15 protein-coding genes and 2 pseudogenes are annotated in these 18,631 nt (G+C 74.1%); 6 read left to right on the forward strand and 11 right to left on the reverse strand.

The window, feature by feature from the left end:
- Positions 1–3: 3 nt before the first annotated feature.
- Positions 4–747: an SRPBCC domain-containing protein gene (locus ABZ920_RS06040; protein ID WP_361499257.1), complete on the forward strand. Its 744-nt coding sequence runs from the start codon at positions 4–6 to the stop codon at positions 745–747.
- A 192-nt stretch (positions 748–939) separates the two neighbouring features.
- On the opposite strand, the gene ABZ920_RS06045 is transcribed toward ABZ920_RS06040, so the two are convergent.
- On the reverse strand, positions 940–2,775 hold the full coding sequence (locus tag ABZ920_RS06045) for an endonuclease/exonuclease/phosphatase family protein (protein ID WP_361499259.1): 1,836 nt from the start codon (positions 2,773–2,775) through the stop codon (positions 940–942).
- A 318-nt stretch (positions 2,776–3,093) separates the two neighbouring features.
- Here ABZ920_RS06045 and ABZ920_RS06050 point away from each other — a divergent pair, with 318 nt between their 5' ends.
- Positions 3,094–4,521, forward strand: a complete 1,428-nt coding sequence (locus ABZ920_RS06050; protein ID WP_361499261.1) for a hypothetical protein — start codon at positions 3,094–3,096, stop codon at positions 4,519–4,521.
- Between the two features lie 166 nt (positions 4,522–4,687).
- On the opposite strand, the gene ABZ920_RS06055 is transcribed toward ABZ920_RS06050, so the two are convergent.
- From ABZ920_RS06055 to ABZ920_RS06070, 4 genes and pseudogenes are all read right to left on the reverse strand, one after another.
- The gene (locus tag ABZ920_RS06055) at positions 4,688–5,899 is read right to left on the reverse strand and encodes a TerD family protein (protein ID WP_361499430.1); all 1,212 of its coding nucleotides are present in this window, start codon (positions 5,897–5,899) and stop codon (positions 4,688–4,690) included.
- Between the two features lie 139 nt (positions 5,900–6,038).
- Positions 6,039–6,489, reverse strand: a pseudogene (locus ABZ920_RS06060) (zinc-binding dehydrogenase); the annotation flags it as partial.
- Positions 6,490–6,723: 234 nt separating this feature from the next.
- Entirely contained in the window at positions 6,724–7,533 is an 810-nt protein-coding gene (locus ABZ920_RS06065) for an NAD(P)-dependent oxidoreductase (protein WP_361499263.1), read from the reverse strand.
- Positions 7,534–7,635: 102 nt separating this feature from the next.
- On the reverse strand, positions 7,636–8,823 hold the full coding sequence (locus ABZ920_RS06070; RefSeq protein ID WP_361499265.1) for an MFS transporter: 1,188 nt from the start codon (positions 8,821–8,823) through the stop codon (positions 7,636–7,638).
- 91 nt (positions 8,824–8,914) lie between these two features.
- On the opposite strand from ABZ920_RS06070, the pseudogene ABZ920_RS06075 reads away from it, so the two are divergent.
- Positions 8,915–9,337 (forward strand): annotated as a pseudogene (locus ABZ920_RS06075) (dihydroxy-acid dehydratase); the annotation flags it as partial.
- Positions 9,338–9,843: 506 nt separating this feature from the next.
- Here ABZ920_RS06075 and ABZ920_RS06080 read toward each other — a convergent pair.
- Positions 9,844–10,317 carry a GNAT family N-acetyltransferase gene (locus ABZ920_RS06080; RefSeq protein WP_361499267.1) on the reverse strand — a complete coding sequence of 158 codons (474 nt, stop codon included), beginning with the start codon at positions 10,315–10,317 and terminating at the stop codon, positions 9,844–9,846.
- A 2-nt stretch (positions 10,318–10,319) separates the two neighbouring features.
- Positions 10,320–11,093 (reverse strand): IclR family transcriptional regulator, encoded by a 774-nt coding sequence (locus ABZ920_RS06085; protein WP_361499269.1) that lies wholly within the window; start codon positions 11,091–11,093, stop codon positions 10,320–10,322.
- 143 nt (positions 11,094–11,236) lie between these two features.
- Between ABZ920_RS06085 and ABZ920_RS06090 the strand changes: the two genes are divergently transcribed.
- The 3 genes from ABZ920_RS06090 to ABZ920_RS06100 all read left to right on the forward strand — a co-directional run bounded on the left by ABZ920_RS06090 (position 11,237) and on the right by ABZ920_RS06100 (position 15,083).
- Complete coding sequence (locus ABZ920_RS06090) at positions 11,237–12,766, forward strand: aldehyde dehydrogenase (NADP(+)) (protein ID WP_361499271.1); 1,530 nt, start codon at positions 11,237–11,239, stop codon at positions 12,764–12,766.
- Positions 12,767–13,267: 501 nt separating this feature from the next.
- Positions 13,268–13,981, forward strand: a complete 714-nt coding sequence (locus ABZ920_RS06095; RefSeq protein ID WP_361499273.1) for a DsbA family oxidoreductase — start codon at positions 13,268–13,270, stop codon at positions 13,979–13,981.
- A gap of 52 nt (positions 13,982–14,033) precedes the next feature.
- Positions 14,034–15,083, forward strand: a complete 1,050-nt coding sequence (locus ABZ920_RS06100; protein ID WP_361499275.1) for an aminotransferase class V-fold PLP-dependent enzyme — start codon at positions 14,034–14,036, stop codon at positions 15,081–15,083.
- Positions 15,084–15,159: 76 nt separating this feature from the next.
- Here ABZ920_RS06100 and ABZ920_RS06105 read toward each other — a convergent pair whose 3' ends face one another.
- From ABZ920_RS06105 to ABZ920_RS06120, 4 genes are all read right to left on the reverse strand, one after another.
- Positions 15,160–15,558 (reverse strand): ectoine synthase, encoded by a 399-nt coding sequence (locus tag ABZ920_RS06105; protein ID WP_361499277.1) that lies wholly within the window; start codon positions 15,556–15,558, stop codon positions 15,160–15,162.
- Between the two features lie 43 nt (positions 15,559–15,601).
- Entirely contained in the window at positions 15,602–16,885 is a 1,284-nt protein-coding gene (ectB, locus tag ABZ920_RS06110) for a diaminobutyrate--2-oxoglutarate transaminase (RefSeq protein ID WP_361499279.1), read from the reverse strand.
- A 94-nt stretch (positions 16,886–16,979) separates the two neighbouring features.
- The gene (gene ectA / locus ABZ920_RS06115) at positions 16,980–17,459 is read right to left on the reverse strand and encodes a diaminobutyrate acetyltransferase (protein ID WP_361499432.1); all 480 of its coding nucleotides are present in this window, start codon (positions 17,457–17,459) and stop codon (positions 16,980–16,982) included.
- Positions 17,438–18,550 (reverse strand): aminotransferase class V-fold PLP-dependent enzyme, encoded by a 1,113-nt coding sequence (locus tag ABZ920_RS06120; protein ID WP_361499281.1) that lies wholly within the window; start codon positions 18,548–18,550, stop codon positions 17,438–17,440. The genes ectA and ABZ920_RS06120 overlap by 22 nt, the downstream gene beginning before the upstream one ends.
- Between the last annotated feature and the right edge of the window lie 81 nt (positions 18,551–18,631).

Below are 18,631 nucleotides of genomic sequence, written 5' to 3' on the forward strand. Positions count from 1 at the left end.
GCCATGCCCGAGGACAGCAAGCAGTTCGAGATCGTCCGCGAGTTCGAGGTCGACGCCACGCCGGAGGAGGTGTGGGAGGCGGTCACCCACGGCACCGGCGGATACCTGTGGCCGATGGAGCCCCCCGAGCCCCGGACCGGCGGCCGCGGGCCGTTCGGCTCCACGGTCACCGTCTGGGACCCGCCGCACCGCTACGTCAACCGGGTCGAGGACGCCGAGGGCATCTCCCAGCAGACCCTCAACCAGCTCGACCACACCATCGAGCCGCGCGACGGGGGCCGCCGCGCCTGGGTGCGCTACGTGCACAGCGGCATCTTCGTCGACGACTGGGACAACCAGTACGACGGCGCGAGCCGGCACACCGACTTCTACCTGCACACCCTGCGCGAGTACCTGACCCACTTCGCGCCCCGCCCGGTCGCCTTCGCCACCGTCAACGGCCCGGAGGCGTCCACCGCGGACGGCGCCTTCACCGCCGTGACCGCCGCGCTCGGCCTGCCGCCGGACGCCGCCGCGGGGGACCGGGTGAGCGTCGGCGGACCCGGTGGACGGGTCCTGGAGGCCGTCCTCGACTACCGCGACCCGTACTTCGTCGGACTGCGCACCGACGACGCCCTCATCCGGTTCTTCGGCCGCGACCACTGGGGCGCCCCGGTCGGCATCAGCGTCCACGACTTCGCGCCGGACGTCGACCCCAAGGCGAACGAGTCCGCCTGGCAGGAGTGGCTGGACGGCGTCTACGCCTGACGGGCGCCGGCGGAACGCACGCCTTCCGGATCCGCAGGCGCCGCGGCCGGCAGGCGCCGGCGGCGGACCGGTGCCCGGCAGGCGCGGCGGGACCGGCGCCTGCCGCGAGCACGCAGGCGCACACCCGCAGCCGCGAGCACGAAGGGGCCGGCGCCCGGGCGCCGGCCCCTCCTCCTCGCACGCGGGCGGGTGCTACGGGTGGAACCGCAGCACCTGCGGGTCGTGGTCGCTGATCTGGTCGTGGAACTCCGAGTTGATGTGCACGCTGTCGTACGTGAAGTCGCAGCCGCGCCGGATGGACGGGCTCACCAGGATCTGGTCCAGGACCTGGCTGTTGCCCTGGTAGTCGTAGGTGTACCGCTCGTTCTTCGGCAGCGACTTGATCGCCGACCACAGCTCGCCGTCGCCCTCGAGGATCCGGGCGGTGGCGGAGAACTCGAAGTCGTTCAGGTCGCCGAGAGCTATCACGTCGGCGTTCTTCTGGACCTCCAGCAGGTCGCGGACGAAGGAGTTGACCTCCGCCGCCTGCAGGTGGCGCTGGGTCTCCGACGAGCGCACCGGCGGCTGGTACTGCCCGGCCAGTCCCTGGTCGCCGCCCTTGGAGGAGAAGTGGTTGGCGATCACGAAGACCGTGCGGCCGCGGAAGACGAACTCGCCCACCAGGGGCTTGCGGCTGTTCTTCCAGGCCGCGCTCGCCGGGGCGATCCGGCCGGGGGAGACCGTCAGGGCCGCCTTGCCGTGCTCCCGGACGACGCCGGCGGCGGTGGTGGAGTCGCCGCCCGGACGGTCGGTGAAGGAGACCCGGCCGGGGTTGAACAGGAACACCTGGCGGATGTTGCCGCCCGGCTCGCCGCCGTCCTGGTCGTTGACCGGGTTCACCGCGCGCCAGTCGTACCGCGGGCCGCCCGCGGCGACGATCGCGTCGATCAGCCTGCCGACCGTGCGGTCCGCGTCGACCGTGCCGTCGTCGGTGGCGCCGTTGTTGTCCTGGATCTCCTCCAGGGACACGATGTCGGGCGACCGCAGATTGTTCACGACCGCGGAGGCGTGCGCGGCGAAGGTGCCGTCGGACGGGTCGAGGTTCTCGACGTTGTACGTCGCCACCGCGAGCTCACCGGGGGACTGCTTCCGGGTGGTCTCCCGCTCCAGGCCGCCGCTCCTCAGCGTGCCGATCCGGTTCGCGACGAGCGTGTAGCCGCCGTACTGGTTGTAGTCCAGCGGGCCGGTGGTGGCGCCGGTGAGGGTGTCACCGACGTTCGCGACCGGGAAGTCCGCCGTCGGACCCAGCGACTGGATCTGCAGCCGGCCGGTGTTCTGGGAGTCGTAGGAGCCGTACACCGTGCCGCCGCGGGGGGCGCGGTGCTCGTTCGGCTTCACCGTCACCCACAGTTCGGTGTAGGGGTCGGTGGCGGTGACCACGCGGGCGTCGGCGACCTGGACGTTCATGCCCTCCAGGGACTCGTAGTAGTCCAGGGCGTACGCCGACGGCCGCAGGGGCAGGCCGTTGACCGAGCCGTTCGCGGCGGGGTCGCCGGCCGGGGTGTAGGCGGCGGGCACGGAGTCCGCGTCGACGACGACGGGGGCCGGGACCGCGTTCCCGGTGGAGACGACGGTGACCGTCGGCTTGGTGAGCTCGGTGACCGCCTGGTTGCCCGACGAGGTGCCGCCGGGCACGAACTCCGAGACGGTGCCGGTGACCGTGACCGCGTCGCCGACGGCGACCTTCGGGGTGGAGCTCGTGAAGACGAAGACGCCCTCACTGGTGGCCGGGTCGGCGTCCGGGTCCGGGTCCTGCATCCAGAACCCCTTGGAGGAGCCGTAGGTGCGGACGCCGGTGACGATTCCGGCCACGTCCGTGACCTTCTGGCCGGCGTAGGGGGAGGTCCGGGTGGTGCCCTGGACGTCGTGGATGCGCGCGGAGGCCGCGTGCGCGGCGGCGGGAAGGACAATCATCTGGGAAGCGACCGTCGCGGAACAGACGGCGGCGACGGTCAGCGCGGCGAGACGCGCGGAAGACTTGCTCGGCAACGGATCCCTCCGGGGACGTACGTGAGCGCCGGGACGAGGGTGGACCTTGGAACCAGGGACCGCGGCCGGTGGGGGCGGCGGCGGTGCGTGCAGACATCAGGGCGGTCCCCGACGTCTACGCGCGTCAATGTCCTGCGCGGCCAGGGCAGTTGTCAAGGTTTCGGCCATGTACGCCGGCTGACGGGGAGATGAACCGGGCGGCATGGGTGGAAATCCGTCTAGGCTGAGCTGTTGAGCCGTACGCCGGTCCGGGGGGACCGGTGCTGCGGCCGTCCAGACCGTCGTACGGCCCACAAGGCGCCCTAGGAGAACCAGCCGATGTCAGACAGGTCCCCGTTGCCGCCGGTGCGGTCGGCTTCCGAACCGGAGCTGGCCCGGGACGCCCTCGCCACCCCGCTGCTGTCGCGCGCCGCGCGCCTGGCCCGCTGGGCCGGGCCGGACACCCGCGTCGACCCCGGCGGCGGCCTGGTCGAGGAGCAGCTCCCCGCCGCGGCCGAGGCGCTGGGCCTGAGCGGCGACGACGCGGCCGCCTGGGCGAGCGAGGCCTGGCGCGCCGCCGTCGACACCGGGCTCGTCGAGATCGTGGACGAGGAGGCCGGCACCGTCGCGGCGGGCGAGGGACTGCGCGCGCTCACCGGCGGCTCCCCGCACGACGTGCTCACGGTGTGGCGGATCGCGCTGGAGACGGCGCTCGCCGACGCGAGCGTGCCGGACCTGGACGGCCTGCTCGACGCGATGGACGCGGGCGGCACGGTCGACCTGTCGGGCCTGGACTTCGACCCGCGGGCCGAGGCGGAGTTCCTCGACGCGGTGCTGGCCAGCCTGTACCTGCTGACGGCAGCCCAGGACGGGCCCGCCTCAGGCGCCGTGCCGCTGCCGGCGCTCGCCGCCTCCGCGATCCTGCCCGGTGACGTCGCCGAGCCCACCAACGACATGCTGCAGCAGGTGTCCGACGCGATGATGCGGCTGGACGACCAGTTCCGGATGCTGGAGCCCGTCGGGCTCGTGGAGTACCGGCCGGTGGACGAGGCGGTCCTCGCGGACGCCGAGGAGGAGCCGTCGGCGCAGCTCGACGAGGCGGACGTCGCCCGCTACGGCATGGTGCGGCTGACCCCGCTCGGGCAGTACGGGCTGCGCGCCCGGCTGCTGGAGGCCGGGCACGCGGCACCGGTGGTGGGGGAGCTCGCCGACAAGGGGGCGGACGCGCTGCTCGACGGCACGGCCCTCTTCCCGCCGGCCGCGGCGCAGGCCGAGACCGAGCAGTGGCTCGCCCGCCGCGAACCGCTCGCCGCGGCGAGGGAGTTGCTCGCCGCGGCGCGCGGCGCGGACGCCGGGGCGCCGCTGCGGCGGCTGCGCTGCCAGCAGGCGCTGTCCCTGGTCGGCCCCGAGGCCGAGCCGGCGCTGCGCGACGTGCTCGGCGACCCGGAGCTGGGCGGGCTGGCCCGGGTCTGGCTGACCGAGCGGGGCGGGACCGACGTGCCCGCGCCGTCGGAGGAGATGGTTTTCTGGCTGACCATCGACACGGTGGCCGCGCAGCTCGCGGCCGAGGGCAACTCCGCCGAGCTGCAGGCCCTGGTCGAGGGGCTGGCCCGGCAGCACAGCGGCTTCTTCGCGTCGGTGTGGCGGGTGGACCACCCGGCGACCGCGGACGTGCTGGAGGCGATGGGGCGCCTGCACCCGGACAAGAAGGTGGCCAAGGAGGCCCGCAAGGCGGCGTTCAAGGCGCGGTCGCAGCGGACCTCCTGAAGCACGCGGAGGCGCCTGCCCCGAGGGCCCGGGCGGGGGGCCGGGCTTCCCGGGCCCCGGCCCCCGCCCGTGATCGCGGCCCGGGCCTGCGGGCCGGGGGCCGCGGGTGCGGGGAGGGGCCCGGGCCGGTGAGGGCCGGGGCGCCCGTGGACCCCGCAGCCACGCGCTACAGGGCCTGCGCCGCCGGCTTCACCATGTTGCGGACCGTGCGCGCCTTGACGAAGTCGCCCATGGCCGTCATCTCCCACTCGCCCGAGAACTGGCGGATCAGCTTGGCCATCATCACCCCGGTCTGCGGCTCCGCGCTCGTGAGGTCGAAGCGGACCAGCTCCTCGCCGGTGGCGGCGTCCATCAGGCGGCAGTAGGCCTTGGCGACCTCGGTGAACTTCTGCCCGGAGAAGGAGTTCACCGTGAAGACCAGGCCGGTCACCTCCTGCGGCAGGCGCCCGAGGTCGACCACGATCACCTCGTCGTCCCCCGCGCCCTCGCCGGTGAGGTTGTCGCCGGAGTGCTTGACCGCGCCGCCGAGGATCGACAGCTTGCCGAAGTAGCAGCTGTCGATGTGGTTGCGCTGCGGGCCGTAGGCGATGACCGACGCGTCCAGGTCGATGTCGGCGCCGCGGAACGCCGGCTCCCAGCCGAGGCCCATCTTCACCTGGGAGAGCAGCGGGCGGCCGCCCTTGACGAGGGAGACGGTCTCGTTCTTCCGCAGGCTGACGCGGCCCTTGTCGAGGTTGACCTTGCCCGGGCCCGGCGCGGCGGCCGGGGGCGCGGGCGGAGCGGCCGGCGCCGGGGGAGCGGACAGCGGGGGCGCGGGCGGGGCCACCGGCGGGCGCATGGCCGGGGCGGGCGGGGTCACGGGCCGGGGCGGCGCGGCCGGCGCCGGCTCCTCCACCGTCACACCGAAGTCGGTCGCGATGCCGGCCAGCCCCTCGGCGTAGCCCTGGCCGACGGCGCGAGCCTTCCACTGGCCGTTGCGCCGGTAGATCTCCATGACCACCAGCGCCGTCTCGGTGCCGAGCCGCGGGGGCGTGAAGGTGGCCAGGACGGAGCCGTCGTCCGCGTTGCGCAGGGTGGCCGTGGGCTCGACGCCCTGGAAGGTCTGGCCGGCCGCGTCGGGGCTGGCGGTGACGACGATCTTCTCGATGCCGGGCGGGACGGCCGCGGTGTCCACGGTGACCGCGTCGGGCGCGGTGCCGCCGCCCGAGCGGTACGTCACCCCCGGGCCGGCCGGCTGGTTGTAGAAGATGAAGTCGTCGTCCGAGCGCACTTTGCCGTCGGCGGTGAGCAGCAGGCCCGACACGTCGAGCCGCACCGGTGCGGCGACGTCCACCGTCACGCGGGCGGCGGAGAGAGGGATGTTCGAGCCGGGGGTCATAGCGGTCATGCCGGGTGAACGAGCGAGGCCGCTTTACTGTTCCCTTACCGACGGCGGAGACGTCCGGGTGGAGCAGCCCGGCGGCGAACGGGCGCGGGCGGTCCCCGCGGCCGCCCGCCGCCCGCGCCCGCCGCCCCGCCTACGGCACCACCACGATCTTCCGGCCCACCCCGGCCGCGAACTGCTCCAGCGCCTGCGGGTAGCGCTCCAGGGGCAGCCGGTCGCTGATGAACACGTCCGGGTCCAGCACGCCGCCCGCGAACAGCTCCGCCGCGCGCTCGTAGCTGTGCAGCACCGCCGTCGAGCCGGTGATGGTGATCTCCTGGTTGTAGATGCGGTACGAGTCGGTCGTCACCCGTGTCGCGTAGTCCGCCACCCCGACCTGCAGGAAGGTGCCGGCCTTCGCCACCCGGTCCAGGCCGTCCTGGATGGCCGCCGCGTTGCCGGTCGCGTCGACGACCACGTCCCAGCCCTGCGGCCGGTCGAGTTCCTCGGCGTTCGCCGCCGCGGCTGGAGACGCCCAGCCGCCGGGCCGTCTCCAGCCGCGCCGGGTTGACGTCGACGACGTCCACGCTCGCCGCCTTAGACCGGTACCGGCCTGTTGCGGGCCCGATGGTGCCCGGGTGTGCCCGTTCGCGGTGCCGGGTGCCCGTCCCGGATCTGCGGGGCCGCGGCCCGGGGCGTGGGATCGGGCAGGGTCCGTGCCCGAACGCGGCGGCGGGCGGGCCCGTTCGGTGCCCGCCCGCCGCCGCGAAGGTCGCTTCCGCGCCGCCTTCCGCGGCGCTCGTGCCGTCGTCGGCGGGCGCCCGGACCGCCGCGCGCCGTCAGTACGGCCAGATCGGTGGCTCGGTGACGAAGTGTCCGCCGAGGCGGGCGTGCGCCTCGTTGTCCGGGGCGAGCTCGCCCTGCTCGGCGATCAGCTTCCCGGCGTAGGGCTCGGAGTCGTCCTGCGGCTCGTAGCCGAGCGCCCGCGCGCTCGTCAGGTCCCACCACAGACGCGTGTTGGCGGAGGAGCCGTAGACGACGGTGTGGCCGACGTCCTGCGCGGTCAGGGCCGCGTGGAAGAGACGGGCGCCGTCGGCGGGGCTCATCCACACCGACAGCATCCGCACACTGGTCGGCTCGGGGAAGCAGGAGCCGATGCGCACGGAGACGGTCTCGATGCCGTGCTTGTCCCAGTAGAGCTGCGCGAGATCCTCGCCGAAGGACTTGGACAGGCCGTAGAAGGTGTCCGGGCGGCGCGGCGTGTCGATCGGGATGAGCGGGTCGCCGTCCCGGGGGCGCGGGGTGTAGCCGACGGCGTGGTTGGAGGAGGCGAAGACGATCCGCCGGACGCCCTCCTCGCGCGCCGCCTCGTACAGGTTGTACGTGCCTTCGACGTTCGACCGGAGGATCTTCTCGAACGGGGCTTCCAGGGAGATGCCCGCGAGGTGGATGATCGCGTCGACGCCCCGGACGGCCTCGCGCAGGGCGTCCCGGTCGGCGAGGTCCGCGGTGACGGCGTCCGGCTCGCCCTCGACGGGCCGCAGGTCGAGGAGGCGCAGCGTGTAGCCGTAGCCGGGCAGCAGGCCCCGCATCAGGGTGCCGAGCCCACCGGCGGCGCCGGTGAGCAGAACGGTGCGGGGAGCGGGCATCCTGAATCTCCTTGCGTCGACAGCCGCATGCTCGGACGTCATTCACATGCGGCAGGTGACCCTGGCCGCCGCCTACCCCTCCACGCGCTCCCTGACCCCCCGTCATCCGCGGCCACGAGCCAGCGGCACCGCGGTCACCGCCAGCGCGACGCCCAGCACGGCCAGCAGGGGCCGGTGGCCGACGACGTCGGCCAGTGCGGCCCCCACGGCCAGCCCGGCCACGTTCGGCACGAAGACCAGCGTGTGGGCGGTGGCCGCCGCCCGGCCCAGCAGGCCGTGCGGCGTCTCGCGCTGGACGGCGGAGAACGCGGCGATCAGCACGCAGGGCAGCCCGGCGCCGACCGCCGCACTGCACCCGATCACCACCGGGTCCGACGGCACCGCGCGCAGGGCCACCGCGATCCCGGTCAGGGCGATTCCGCAGGCCGCGAACCGGCGGTGCCCCAGACGGCGCAGCGCCGCGCCCGAGGCGAGCCCGACCGCGACCGATCCGGCGCCCTGGGCGGCGTACAACGCACCGGCGAACGCGGGGGAGTGCCCGAGCCCGTCCACGACCGCGTAGACCAGCGCGCCGTTCAGGCCTGCGAAGAGCATCGTGGTGCCCCCGGCCAGCACCAGGGGGCGCAGCCGCGCGTGGGCCCACAGGTGACGGGCGCCCTCGGCGGTCTCCCGCCACCAGGGGCCGGCGGCCCGGGCGGGGGGCTCCTCGCGCACGTGCAGCGACGCGTACAGGCCCGCGGCGAGCACGAACGTCAGCGCGTCCAGCAGGACCACGGCCGGGCCGCCGTACACGGCGTACAGGGCCGCGCCCGCGAGCGGGGCCAGCAGTTTCGTGCCCTCGGCCGCCGTCGTCCGCAGTCCGTTGAAGTCGCCGAGCAGGTCCGGCTCGACGGCGGCGGCGACCAGCGCGGACTCGGCCGCGTCGTGGACGACGCCGGCGGCGCCGTAGGCGAACAGGACGGCGAACAGCAGCCACAGCCGGCTGCGGGAGTCGACGGTGAGGAGGGTGGTCAGCAGCGCCGCGAGCGCCAGGTTCACCCCGATCAGCAGGGGTGTGCGGCGGGCGCGGTCGGCGAGCATGCCGAGCGGCGGGCCCGCCAGGGACGGCGCCCACAGGGCGAGCACGCACAGGGCGGCCAGCCCGTTGGAGCCGGTGAGGTCCTTCACCCACACGCCCGACGCCAGCCACAGCGCCGACGTGCCGAAGCCGGACACCACCACCGCGGTCAGGAACAGCCCCGCCTCGCGGTCGCGCACCACCCGCAGCAGGGTCCACGAAGTCGTCGTCATGCCGGCCGATCCTGACGCCGGGACCCGGCCGCGCGCATCGGGCACATGCCGTAGATACGGCGGCCCCCGCAGCGCGCCGGCGGCACGGCCCGTCAGGCGCAACGCCGGCCCCAAGGGCGGTCGCGGGGTGCCCGAGTGCGGCATGCTGCCGATCCCGGACCACCTGCTCAAGCAGGGCGTGCGGGACATGGTGCGGATCTCCGGCGCCCACACGAGCGGCACCAGCTACGGCACCTGTGTGCTCCACGTGGCACCCGAGTCATACGTGGGCGGACCGCTCGCGCTGGTGCGCACCGGCGACTCGATCACCCTCGACGTCGAGGCGCGCACCCTGCGGCTCGACGTGGACGACGAGGAGGCGGCGCGCCGCAGGGCTCAGTGGACCCCGCCGCCCGTGCCCTGCGAGCGCGGTCACGGCGCGCTCCACTTCGACCAGATCGGCGAGGCGGACACCGGCTGCGATGTCGAGTTCCTGGCCCGCCCGGGGAAGGTGCCGGACCCGTACGCCGGGTGAGCCGCCCGGCACCCCGACCGCTGCACCCCACCCGGCCGAGGTCCCCCGCCCCGCGGAGCGAAGCCCATCGGCGCAGGTGTGGAGAAAGCGCTTCCCGTGCTCCCCGTAGGCGCGGGCGGTTTCGCCACGGCTGCGGTTCGGGCCATGACTGTTCTGCGTTCGCAGTGGGGCGGCACGGGCGGACCGCCCCGTCCGTCCGGCGCCGGGCGGACGACCGTCGCCGCCCGGCGAGTGCCGGCTCCGTCCTCGGGGTCCGGGTCCGGCCCGTCGGTCCGGGTTGTCCGGCCCGTCGGTCCGGGGTTGTCCGGCCTGTCGGGTCCGGGGTTGTCCGGCCTGTCGGGTCCGGGGTTGTCCGGCCTGTCGGCCCGGTTGTCCGGCCCGTCGGTCCGGGACTCGGGCCGACGGGACAGGCAGCCCAGGCCGTCGGCCCGGGGAGCCCGGGCCCGGCGGGGCGGACCCGGTGGGGTCCGGGCCGTCGGGCGTCGGCCGTTGTGGTCGGCGCCTCCTCACTCCCGCAGCGTCAGCACGATCTCGTCGATCTCCTCGCCCCGGGCCTGGGCGAAGCCCCGGGCCCGCGCGGCCGGGCGGAAGCCGCACTTCTCCAGCACGCGCAGCGAGCCCGCGTTGTCGGCCGCCGCCCTGGCGTAGAGCGGGCGTTCGGGCACCTCGACGAGCAGGGCGCGCAGCGCGGCCGTGGCGATGCCCCTGCCCCAGTAGGCCCGGTCCACCCAGTAGGTGACCTCACGCTCGCCCGGCTCGCCGTACACCGCGACGGAGCCGACCACGTCCCCGTCCGCCAGGATGGTGCGCGGCAGCACGCCGGAGGAGGAGCGCAGCTGAGCCCATTGCGCGTCGAAGGCGCCCCGGTCGGCGGGATCCGGCGCGGTGAACGCGGCCATGCGCAGGGCCACCGGGTCGTTCATCTGCCGGTAGAACACCGGCAGGTCGCTGTCGTGGACCTCGCGCAGCGCGATCTCCATGCTCACAGCCTCCGGGTGGCGAGCGTCAGCCGGTCACGCGCGTCGAACAGGGCGTCCTTCACCATCTGTTCGTGCGCCGGGGTCAGCCGCGCCACCGGGACGGAGCAGCTGATGGCGTCACGGGCCGGCGTGCGGTACGGGATCGCCACGCCGAAGCAGCGCAGGCCCAGCGTGTTCTCCTCGCGGTCCACGGCGTAGCCCTGCTCGCGGATCTGGTGCAGCTCCTCGATCAGCTTCTCGCGGTCGGTGATGGTGTTCTCGGTCAGCGCGGGCAGCGTCTCCGGGAGCATCTTGCGGACCTGCTCGTCGGTGTACGTGCTCAGCAGCGCCTTGCCGAGGGAGGTGGAGTGGGCGGGGAGCCGGCGGCCCACGCGGGTGAACGGGCGCAGGTAGTGCTGCGACTGACGGGTGGCCAGGTAGACGACGTTCGTGCCGTCCAGGCGCGCCAGGTGGATCGTCTCGGTGGTGTCGTCGGACAGGCGGTCGAGGGTCGGCCGGGCCGCGGCGACCACCTCGTCGCCGTCGATGTAGGAGATGCCGACCAGCAGGGCGCGGACGCCGATGCCGTACCGCGTGCCCGTCGCGTCGGTCTCCACCCAGCCCAGTTCGACGAGCGTGCGCAGCAGCATGTACAGGCTGGACTTGGGATAACCGACCGCCTCCTGGACGGCTGCCAGGGAGTGCATGCCGGGCCGGCCGGCGAAGTACTCGAGCAGTTCCACCGTCCGCACCGCGGACTTGACCTGTGCCCCGCCGCCTGTCTCGCCTGCCGACATCGCCCTTGACCCCTTCGTTCGACGGGAAATACTCTCCGACAGCGCATTCATCATCAGAGACAGTGTTCAGCATATCGAACGCCCTGGTGGATGGCGTCCAGGAACGGCCGAATACTGCGGCATGACGTGTGGAGGGACCCGCGGTGGCAGCAGCACCAGTCTGGAGTGTCGACCCCCGTACCGGGAAGCAGCGTGAGCAGGTTGCGGTGGAGGCCACAGTCCAGGACGTGGACGCCGCCGTCCGCGCCGCGCACGGCGCGCGGGGGGCCCTGGCCGACCGGGGCGTCCGCTCGGCCTTCCTGCGCACCGCCGTGCACCGGCTGGAGGCCGCCAAGGACCGGCTGGTCGAGACCGCGGACGCCGAGTCCGCGCTCGGCTCGATCCGGCTCAGCGGGGAACTCGCCCGCACCTGCTACCAGTTGCGGGCCTTCGCGGACATCGTCGACGAGGGAGCCTTCCTCGACGTGATCATCGACCACCCCGACGACGCCGCGATCCCGCCGGTCCCGGACCTGCGCCGCTACAAGGTGCCCCTCGGGGTCGTCGCCGTGTACTCGGCCTCCAACTTCCCGTTCGCCTTCTCGGTCGCCGGCGGCGACACGGCGAGCGCGTTCGCGGCCGGCTGCCCGGTCGTCGTCAAGGCGCACCCGGACCACCCGGCCCTGTCCGAGCTGGTGGCCGGGGTGCTGCGGGAGGCCGCCGCCGAGCACGGCATCCCGGAGGGCGTGCTCGGCCTCGTGCACGGCTTCGAGGCGGGCGTCGAGCTCATCCGGCACCCGCTGGTGGCCGCCGCGGGCTTCACCGGGTCCGTGCGGGGCGGCCGGGCCCTGTTCGACGCGGCCGCCGCGCGGCCGGTGCCGATCCCGTTCCACGGCGAGCTCGGCTCGCTGAACCCGGTCCTGGTCACCGAGGCCGCGGCCGCCGAGCGGGCGGAGGCGATCGGCACCGGGCTGGCCGGGTCCATGACCCTGGGCGTCGGGCAGTTCTGCGTGAAGCCCGGCCTGGTGCTGGTGCCGGCCGGGGCGGCGGGTGACGGCCTGGTCAAGTCGCTCACCGACGCGGTCGGCGGGACCGAGGCGGGGGTCCTGCTCGACCACCGCATGCGGGACGACTTCCTCGCCGGGGTCTCCGAGCGGGCCGGACTGCCGGACGTGGAGGCCCCAGTGACGCCGGGGGCGGGCGGGGAGCACACGGTCAGCGCGGGCTTCCTGACGGTGCCCGCGGAGCGGCTGGCCGAGGAGGGCGCGTACGACGTGCTGCTGGAGGAGTGCTTCGGGCCGGTCACCGTGGTGGCCCGCTACGAGAGCGAGGACGAGGCGACGGCGGTGCTGTCCCGGCTTCCGGGCAACCTCACCGCGACGGTGCACGTGTCGGCTCAGGAGGCGGCGGGCGAGGGCCGGGGGCCGGACCTCCTCGCCGCGCTCACGCCGCTCGCGGGCCGTGTGCTCGTGAACGGGTGGCCGACCGGTGTGGCGGTGGCGCCCGCTCAGCACCACGGGGGGCCGTACCCGGCGACCACCTCGACGTCGACGTCCGTGGGCGGCACCGCGATCGAGCGGTGGCTGCGGCCGGTGACCTACCAGAACGCCCCGGAGGCGCTGCTGCCGCCGGAGCTCCGCGACGACAACCCGCTCGGGCTGCCGCGGCGGTTCGACGGGCGGCTGGAGCGGTGACGTCTCGCCTGCGGTTCGGGTTCGAGGTGCGGTGACGTCTCGGTTGCGGTTCGCGGCGCGGTGACGTCTCGGGTCGGGATCGGGGTGCGGTGTCGCCTCGGTTCGGGTTTTCGCGCCTGGGCGGATCGGTGGGGCGGGGCCGTGCCGGGGGGTGCCCGTCCTCGGACCGGCGCGGAATCGGTCTCTCACCGAGGAACCGGTGCGGACGCGCCGGCCGCTGCGGGCGGGCACCCCCCGACCCTGCCCCTTCCGTCCGTGGGCGGCTGCGGGTTCGATCCGGCGGGCGTCGATCACAGGGGGAGCGTTCCCGTTCGTTTGTGAAGGGGGTCGTCGCGTCCTCCGAGGGCGGGCACCCCCGACCCGGCCCCTTCCGCCCGCCGGCGGCTGCGGGTCCGCACCGGCGTGCGTCGATGGCAGGGAATGCCGACGGCTGTTTGAACGTTCACGTTTGTTTGCGAAGGAGGTCTTCGCGTCCGTGACCTAGTGGAGAGCCGAACACTGATGCGCGTCGAGATCTGGAGCGACATCGCCTGCCCCTGGTGCTACGTGGGCAAGGCCCGCTTCGAGAAGGCGCTCGGGGCCTTCCCGCACCGGGACTCCGTCGAGGTGGTGCACCGTTCGTTCGAGCTGGACCCGCACCGGGCCAAGGACGACATCCAGCCCGTGGCGGCCATGCTGGCCAAGAAGTACGGGATGAGCGAGGCGCAGGCGCAGGCCGGTGAGGAGAACCTGGGACGGCAGGCCGCCGCGGAGGGGCTCGCCTACCGGACCGGCGGGCGCGACCACGGCAGCACCTTCGACATGCACCGCCTGCTGCACTTCGCCAAGGAGCAGGGGTGCCAGGACGTGCTTCTGGGCTTGTTGTACAAGGCCAACTTCGCCGAGGAGCGGTCCGTCTTCGGGGACGACGAGCGGCTGGTGGAGCTGGGCACGGCCGCCGGGCTCGACCCGGACGGTGTGCGCCGGGTGCTGGCCGATCCCGCCGCCTACGCCGAGGACGTCCGGGCCGACGAGCGGGAGGCCGAGCAGCTCGGTGCCCGTGGTGTGCCGTTCTTCGTCCTCGACCGGAAGTACGGCGTCTCCGGCGCCCAGCCCGCCGAGGTCTTCACGCAGGCACTCACCCGGGCGTGGGACGAGCGGTCGCCGCTGGCCCTGCTGCCGGACGGGGACGCGGAGGCGTGCGGGCCGGACGGCTGCGCGGTGCCGCAGGGCTGACCCTGGTCGAAACGACGTGGACGGCGGCCCCGCCGCGCCGCAGAGTGGTCCCATGGAGACCTTCGAGACCCTCGTTCGTGCCGAGTTCGCCCCGAAGAACACGTACCTGAACACCGCGAGCACCGGGCTGCTGCCGCGCCGCACCGTGGACGCGCTGCGGACCGCCGTCGAGGCGGCGGCCGCCGGGCGGCCCACCGACATGTTCTCGGACGTGGAGGCGGCCCGTGCCTGCTTCGCCCGGCTGGCGCGCGTCCCGGCCGGCCGCGTCGCGGCGGGCGCCTCCGTCGCCGTCTACACCGGGCTGATCGCCGCCTCGCTGCCCGCGGGCGCCGAAGTCCTCACCGCCGAGGGCGACTTCAGCTCCGTGGTCAATCCCTTCCACGTGCGGGGCGATCTGAAGGTCCGCAGTGTGCCGCTGGAGCAGATCGCCGAGGCGGTCCGGCCCGGCACGGCCCTGGTCGCGGTCAGTGCGGCGCAGTCGGCGAACGGGCGGATCGCCGATCTGGCTGCGATCCGCGCCGCCGCCCGGGCACACGGGGCCCGCACCTACGTCGACGCCTCCCAGGCCGCCGGCTGGCTCGACTTCGACGCGGGCGCGTACGACTACACCGCCGCCGTCGCCTTCAAGTGGCTGCTGTGCCCGCGTGGCGTGGCCTTCCTGACCGTCCCGGAGGACTTCGGCGGCCTCAGCCCGCTGTTCGCCGGCTGGGTCGCCGGGGAGCGGCCCTGGGACAGCACGTACGGGCCGGTCGGTGAACTCGCCCGCTCGGCACGGCGGTTCGACGAGTCTCCCGCGCTCTTCTCGTACGCGGGCGGGCGCCGCTCGCTCGAACTCGTCGAGGAACTGGGGGTCGAGGCCGTGCGCGCCCACGACCTCGGGCTCGCCGAACGCTTCCGCGACGGCCTCGCCCGGCTCGGTGTGGAGGCGCTCCCCGCGCCCGGTTCCCCGATCGTGTCGGTGCCCGGACTCGGCCACCGCCAGGGGGAGCTGAGCGCGGCGGGCATCGAGACCTCCGACCGCGCGGGCAGTCTGCGCGCGGCCTTCCACCTCTACAACACGCCCGCCGACGTCGACCGTCTGCTGGACGTGCTGGCCGGCTGACGGGCGGGCGGGGCCTTTGCGGGAGGCCCCGCCCGCTGTCACCCCCCTCGGGGTCACGTCGACGGGAGCCGGTGGCTCACGGCTCCTCGGTGAGCAGGGGGTAGACGCCGTTCTCGTCGTGGTCCTCGCGGCCCGTCAGGGGCGGGTTGAACACGCAGATGCAGCGGAAGTCGTCCTTGACGCGGAGGGTGTGCCGCTCGTGCCCGTCCAGGCAGTACACGGTCCCCGGGGTGATCGTGTACGTCCGCCCGGTCTCGCGGTCGGTCAGTTCCGCCTCGCCCTCCACGCAGACGACGGCCTCGATGTGGTGGGCGTACCACATCCGCGTCTCCGTCCCCGCGTAGAGGACCGTCTCGTGCAGGGAGAAGCCGACCTTCTCCTTGGCCAGGAGCAGGCGCTTGCTCTCCCAGGTGCCGGACGCGGCCCTCACGTGCCGGTCGGTGCCTTCGATCTCCTTGAACGAACGGACGATCACGGTGGTGCCTACCTCCTTGCTGAGGGGGTCCGGCCCGGCGGGGTCACCGGGCCGGCTGGGCCGTCTCGCGGACGGCGCGAGCGAGGGTGCTCAGGCCCTCGTCCAGCTCTTCGGGGGTGACGGTCAGGGCCGGCAGCAGCTTGACGACCTCGCCGCGCGGCCCGGACGTCTCGATGAGCAGCCCGAGCTCGAAGGCGCGCCGCGCGACCCGCTCCGCGCGGGTCCTGTCGTGGAACTCCACACCCCACACCAGGCCGCGGCCCCGGTACTCCTCGACGTCGGCGAGGTTCTCCTCGGTGAGGGAGATGAGCCACTGCTCGACCTGCTCACCGCGGGCACGGGTCTGCCTCTCCCTCGCCGGCCCGTCGGTCCAGTACGTCTCCAGCGCGGCCGTGGCCGTGACGAACGCGGGGTTGTTGCCGCGGAAGGTGCCGTTGTGCTCGCCCGGCTCCCACACGTCCAGCTCGGGGCGGAACAGGCACAGCGACATCGGCAGGCCGTAGCCGCTGATGGACTTCGACACCGTGGCGATGTCGGGGACGATCCCGGCCTCCTCGAAGGAGAAGAAGGCGCCGGTGCGTCCGCAGCCCATCTGGACGTCGTCGACGATCAGCAGCATGTCCTGCCGCTCGCAGAGATCCTTCAGCGAGCGCAGCCACTCGGGCCGGGCGACGTTGACGCCGCCCTCGCCCTGCACCGTCTCCACGATCACGGCGGCGGGCTTGTCGAGGCCGGAGCCCTGGTCCTCCAGCAGCCGCTCGAACCACAGGAAGTCCGGCACCCTGCCGTCGAGGTAGTTGTCGAACGGCATCGGCGTGCCGTGCACGAGCGGAACGCCGGCGCCGGCGCGCTTGAAGGCGTTGCCGGTGACGGCGAGGGAGCCCAGGGACATGCCGTGGAAGGCGTTGGTGAAGGACACGACGGCCTCGCGCCCCTTCACCTTCCGCGCCAGCTTCAGCGCGGACTCGACGGCGTTGGTGCCGGTCGGCCCCGGGAACATCACCTTGTACGGCAGGTCGCGCGGCCGCAGGACCAGATCCTGGAAGGTGCGCAGGAACGTGCGCTTGGCCACGGTCGACATGTCGAGCCCGTGGGTGACGCCGTCCCGCGCCAGGTAGTCGATCAGCGCCCGTTTCAGCACGGGGTTGTTGTGGCCGTAGTTCAGGGAGCCGGCGCCGGCGAAGAAGTCGAGGTACTCGCGGCCGTCCTCGTCGTACATGCGGCTGCCCCGCGCGCGGTCGAAGACGGTGGGCCAGCCGCGGCAGTAGCTGCGCACCTCGGACTCCACTGTCTCGAAGACGCTCAGGTCGGGCTGGGTGAGGGTCACGGCGAATCGCTCCTCGGTGCGTGAGGGGTGATGTGGGGAGTGTGGTGCGGTGGTGCGGCCGAACGCGGGCGGAGCCCGGTGACACGCCGAGGACTCAGCGGGAGAGGGGCCCGATGCGGTACAGCACCTCGGGGTCGTGCGGCCCGTCCGGGAACTGCTCGGCGGCGAAGAGGACCTCACGCGCGACGGCGACCCCGTGGCGGGCGGCGAAGGAGGTGAAGAGCCGCTCGGAGGCGGTGTTGCCCGGTGTGATCGTGGTCTCGACCACGGTGAGCCCGCGCTCGGCGGCGACCCGGGCGGTGAGCGCGTCCAGCAGCCGGGCGGCCAGGCCGCGGCCGCGGTACGCGGAGTCGACGGCCACCTGCCACACCAGCAGGGTGTGCGGGCGGTCCGGCCGCACGTACCCGGTGACGAAACCGACCGGCAGACCGTCGGCGCCGCGCGCCACCACCGAGGTCGCGGCGAAGTCGCGGCACCACAGCAGATAGCTGTAGGAGGAGTTCAGGTCGAGTGTTCCCGAGTCCTTCGCGATCCGCCACAGCGCGGCCGTCGTCAGGCCGCCGCGGGGCCCCAGGCCTCCTGGACGGCCCGCCGGGCCGCGGCCGGGTCCACGTCCAGGCCCTGCTCCGCCAGCGCGGCGCCCAGCGCCGTCAGGCTCGCCCCGACCACGTCCCGGGTGGCGTGAGCGCCGTAGTGGTTCACGCGGATCATCTCCTTGGCCAGGGCACCCCCGCCCGCGGCCAGCGGCAGCGCGGGGTCGGTCGCCAGGGCCCGGGCCACCAGCTCGGCGGCGACGGTGCCCGACGGAGCCCGCAGGGTCGTCGCGACGGGGGCCGCCTCCGCGTCCTTGTGGACGTACGGCTCCAGACCGCCGCCGAGGGCCCGCGCCCCCGCCCGTGTCGCCGCGGCGGCCGAGCGGTGCCGGGCCGTCACCGTCCGAAGACCCGCCGTCTCGACCCGCTCCAGGCACGCCTCCAGGGCGAGCATCTCCAGCTGGGCGGGGGCGTGCAGCAGCGCCTTGCGGCCGCCGTCGATCCAGCGCTCCTTCCAGTCGAGCAGCGACAGGTACGACCGGCGCGGCGCCCGCGGGTTCGCGGCCATCCGGGCCCACGCCCGCTCGCTCACCGACACCGCCGACACCCCGGCCGGCCCGCCCAGCGCCTTCTGCGCGCCGATCACGCACAGATCCACGCCCCACGCGTCCGGCAGTACCGGCTCCGCGCCGATCGAGGCGACAGCGTCGAGGTAGAACAGCGCGCCCTGCTCCCGCACGGCCTCCGCGATGCCGGCGACCGGGTTGGTGTTGCCGGTCGCCGCCTCCGCGTGCACCAGGGACACGAAGTCGATCTCCGGGTGCTCGGCGAAGGCCGCGCGGATCTGCGCCGCCGTCACCGCCGTGTCGTACGGCACCGACAGGTCGTGGACCGTGGCGCCGCAGTCGCGCAGCCAGTCGCCGAAGGTCTGGCCGTAGGGGCCCGTGATGACGTTCAGCGCGGTCGTACCGGGGCCGGCCGCGGCGCGGATCGCGCCCTCCAGCGGCAGCAGCGCCTCGCCCTGCGTGATCACGACGTCCTGCTCGGTGGACAGCAGCCGCGCCACCCGGTCCTCGATGGAGGCGAAGCGGGCGGCGCTCAGCGGGGCGAGGTCCAGGAAGGGGTGGGTCACGGCGGTGCTCTCTCCTCGGCGGCGGGGTCGACGCGGTCGAGACTAACCGGCAGGTGTGCTTCCGCTCCCACCGGTGACTTC

It is taken from the genome of Streptomyces sp. NPDC046831, assembly GCF_040645305.1.
GTDB lineage: Bacteria > Actinomycetota > Actinomycetes > Streptomycetales > Streptomycetaceae > Streptomyces.

What these genes read in the sequence shown, in the direction of transcription:
- ABZ920_RS06070 (WP_361499265.1), bottom strand. Translation starts at nt 8,823, where the DNA reads ATGACGACGACTTCGTGGACCCTGCTGCGGGTGGTGCGCGACCGCGAG.
- ABZ920_RS06095 (WP_361499273.1), top strand. Translation starts at nt 13,268, where the DNA reads ATGCGCGTCGAGATCTGGAGCGACATCGCCTGCCCCTGGTGCTACGTG.
- ABZ920_RS06055 (WP_361499430.1), bottom strand. Translation starts at nt 5,899, where the DNA reads ATGACCCCCGGCTCGAACATCCCTCTCTCCGCCGCCCGCGTGACGGTG.
- ABZ920_RS06100 (WP_361499275.1), top strand. Translation starts at nt 14,034, where the DNA reads ATGGAGACCTTCGAGACCCTCGTTCGTGCCGAGTTCGCCCCGAAGAAC.
- ABZ920_RS06080 (WP_361499267.1), bottom strand. Translation starts at nt 10,317, where the DNA reads ATGGAGATCGCGCTGCGCGAGGTCCACGACAGCGACCTGCCGGTGTTC.
- ABZ920_RS06085 (WP_361499269.1), bottom strand. Translation starts at nt 11,093, where the DNA reads ATGTCGGCAGGCGAGACAGGCGGCGGGGCACAGGTCAAGTCCGCGGTG.
- ABZ920_RS06040 (WP_361499257.1), top strand. Translation starts at nt 4, where the DNA reads ATGCCCGAGGACAGCAAGCAGTTCGAGATCGTCCGCGAGTTCGAGGTC.
- ABZ920_RS06050 (WP_361499261.1), top strand. Translation starts at nt 3,094, where the DNA reads ATGTCAGACAGGTCCCCGTTGCCGCCGGTGCGGTCGGCTTCCGAACCG.
- ABZ920_RS06065 (WP_361499263.1), bottom strand. Translation starts at nt 7,533, where the DNA reads ATGCCCGCTCCCCGCACCGTTCTGCTCACCGGCGCCGCCGGTGGGCTC.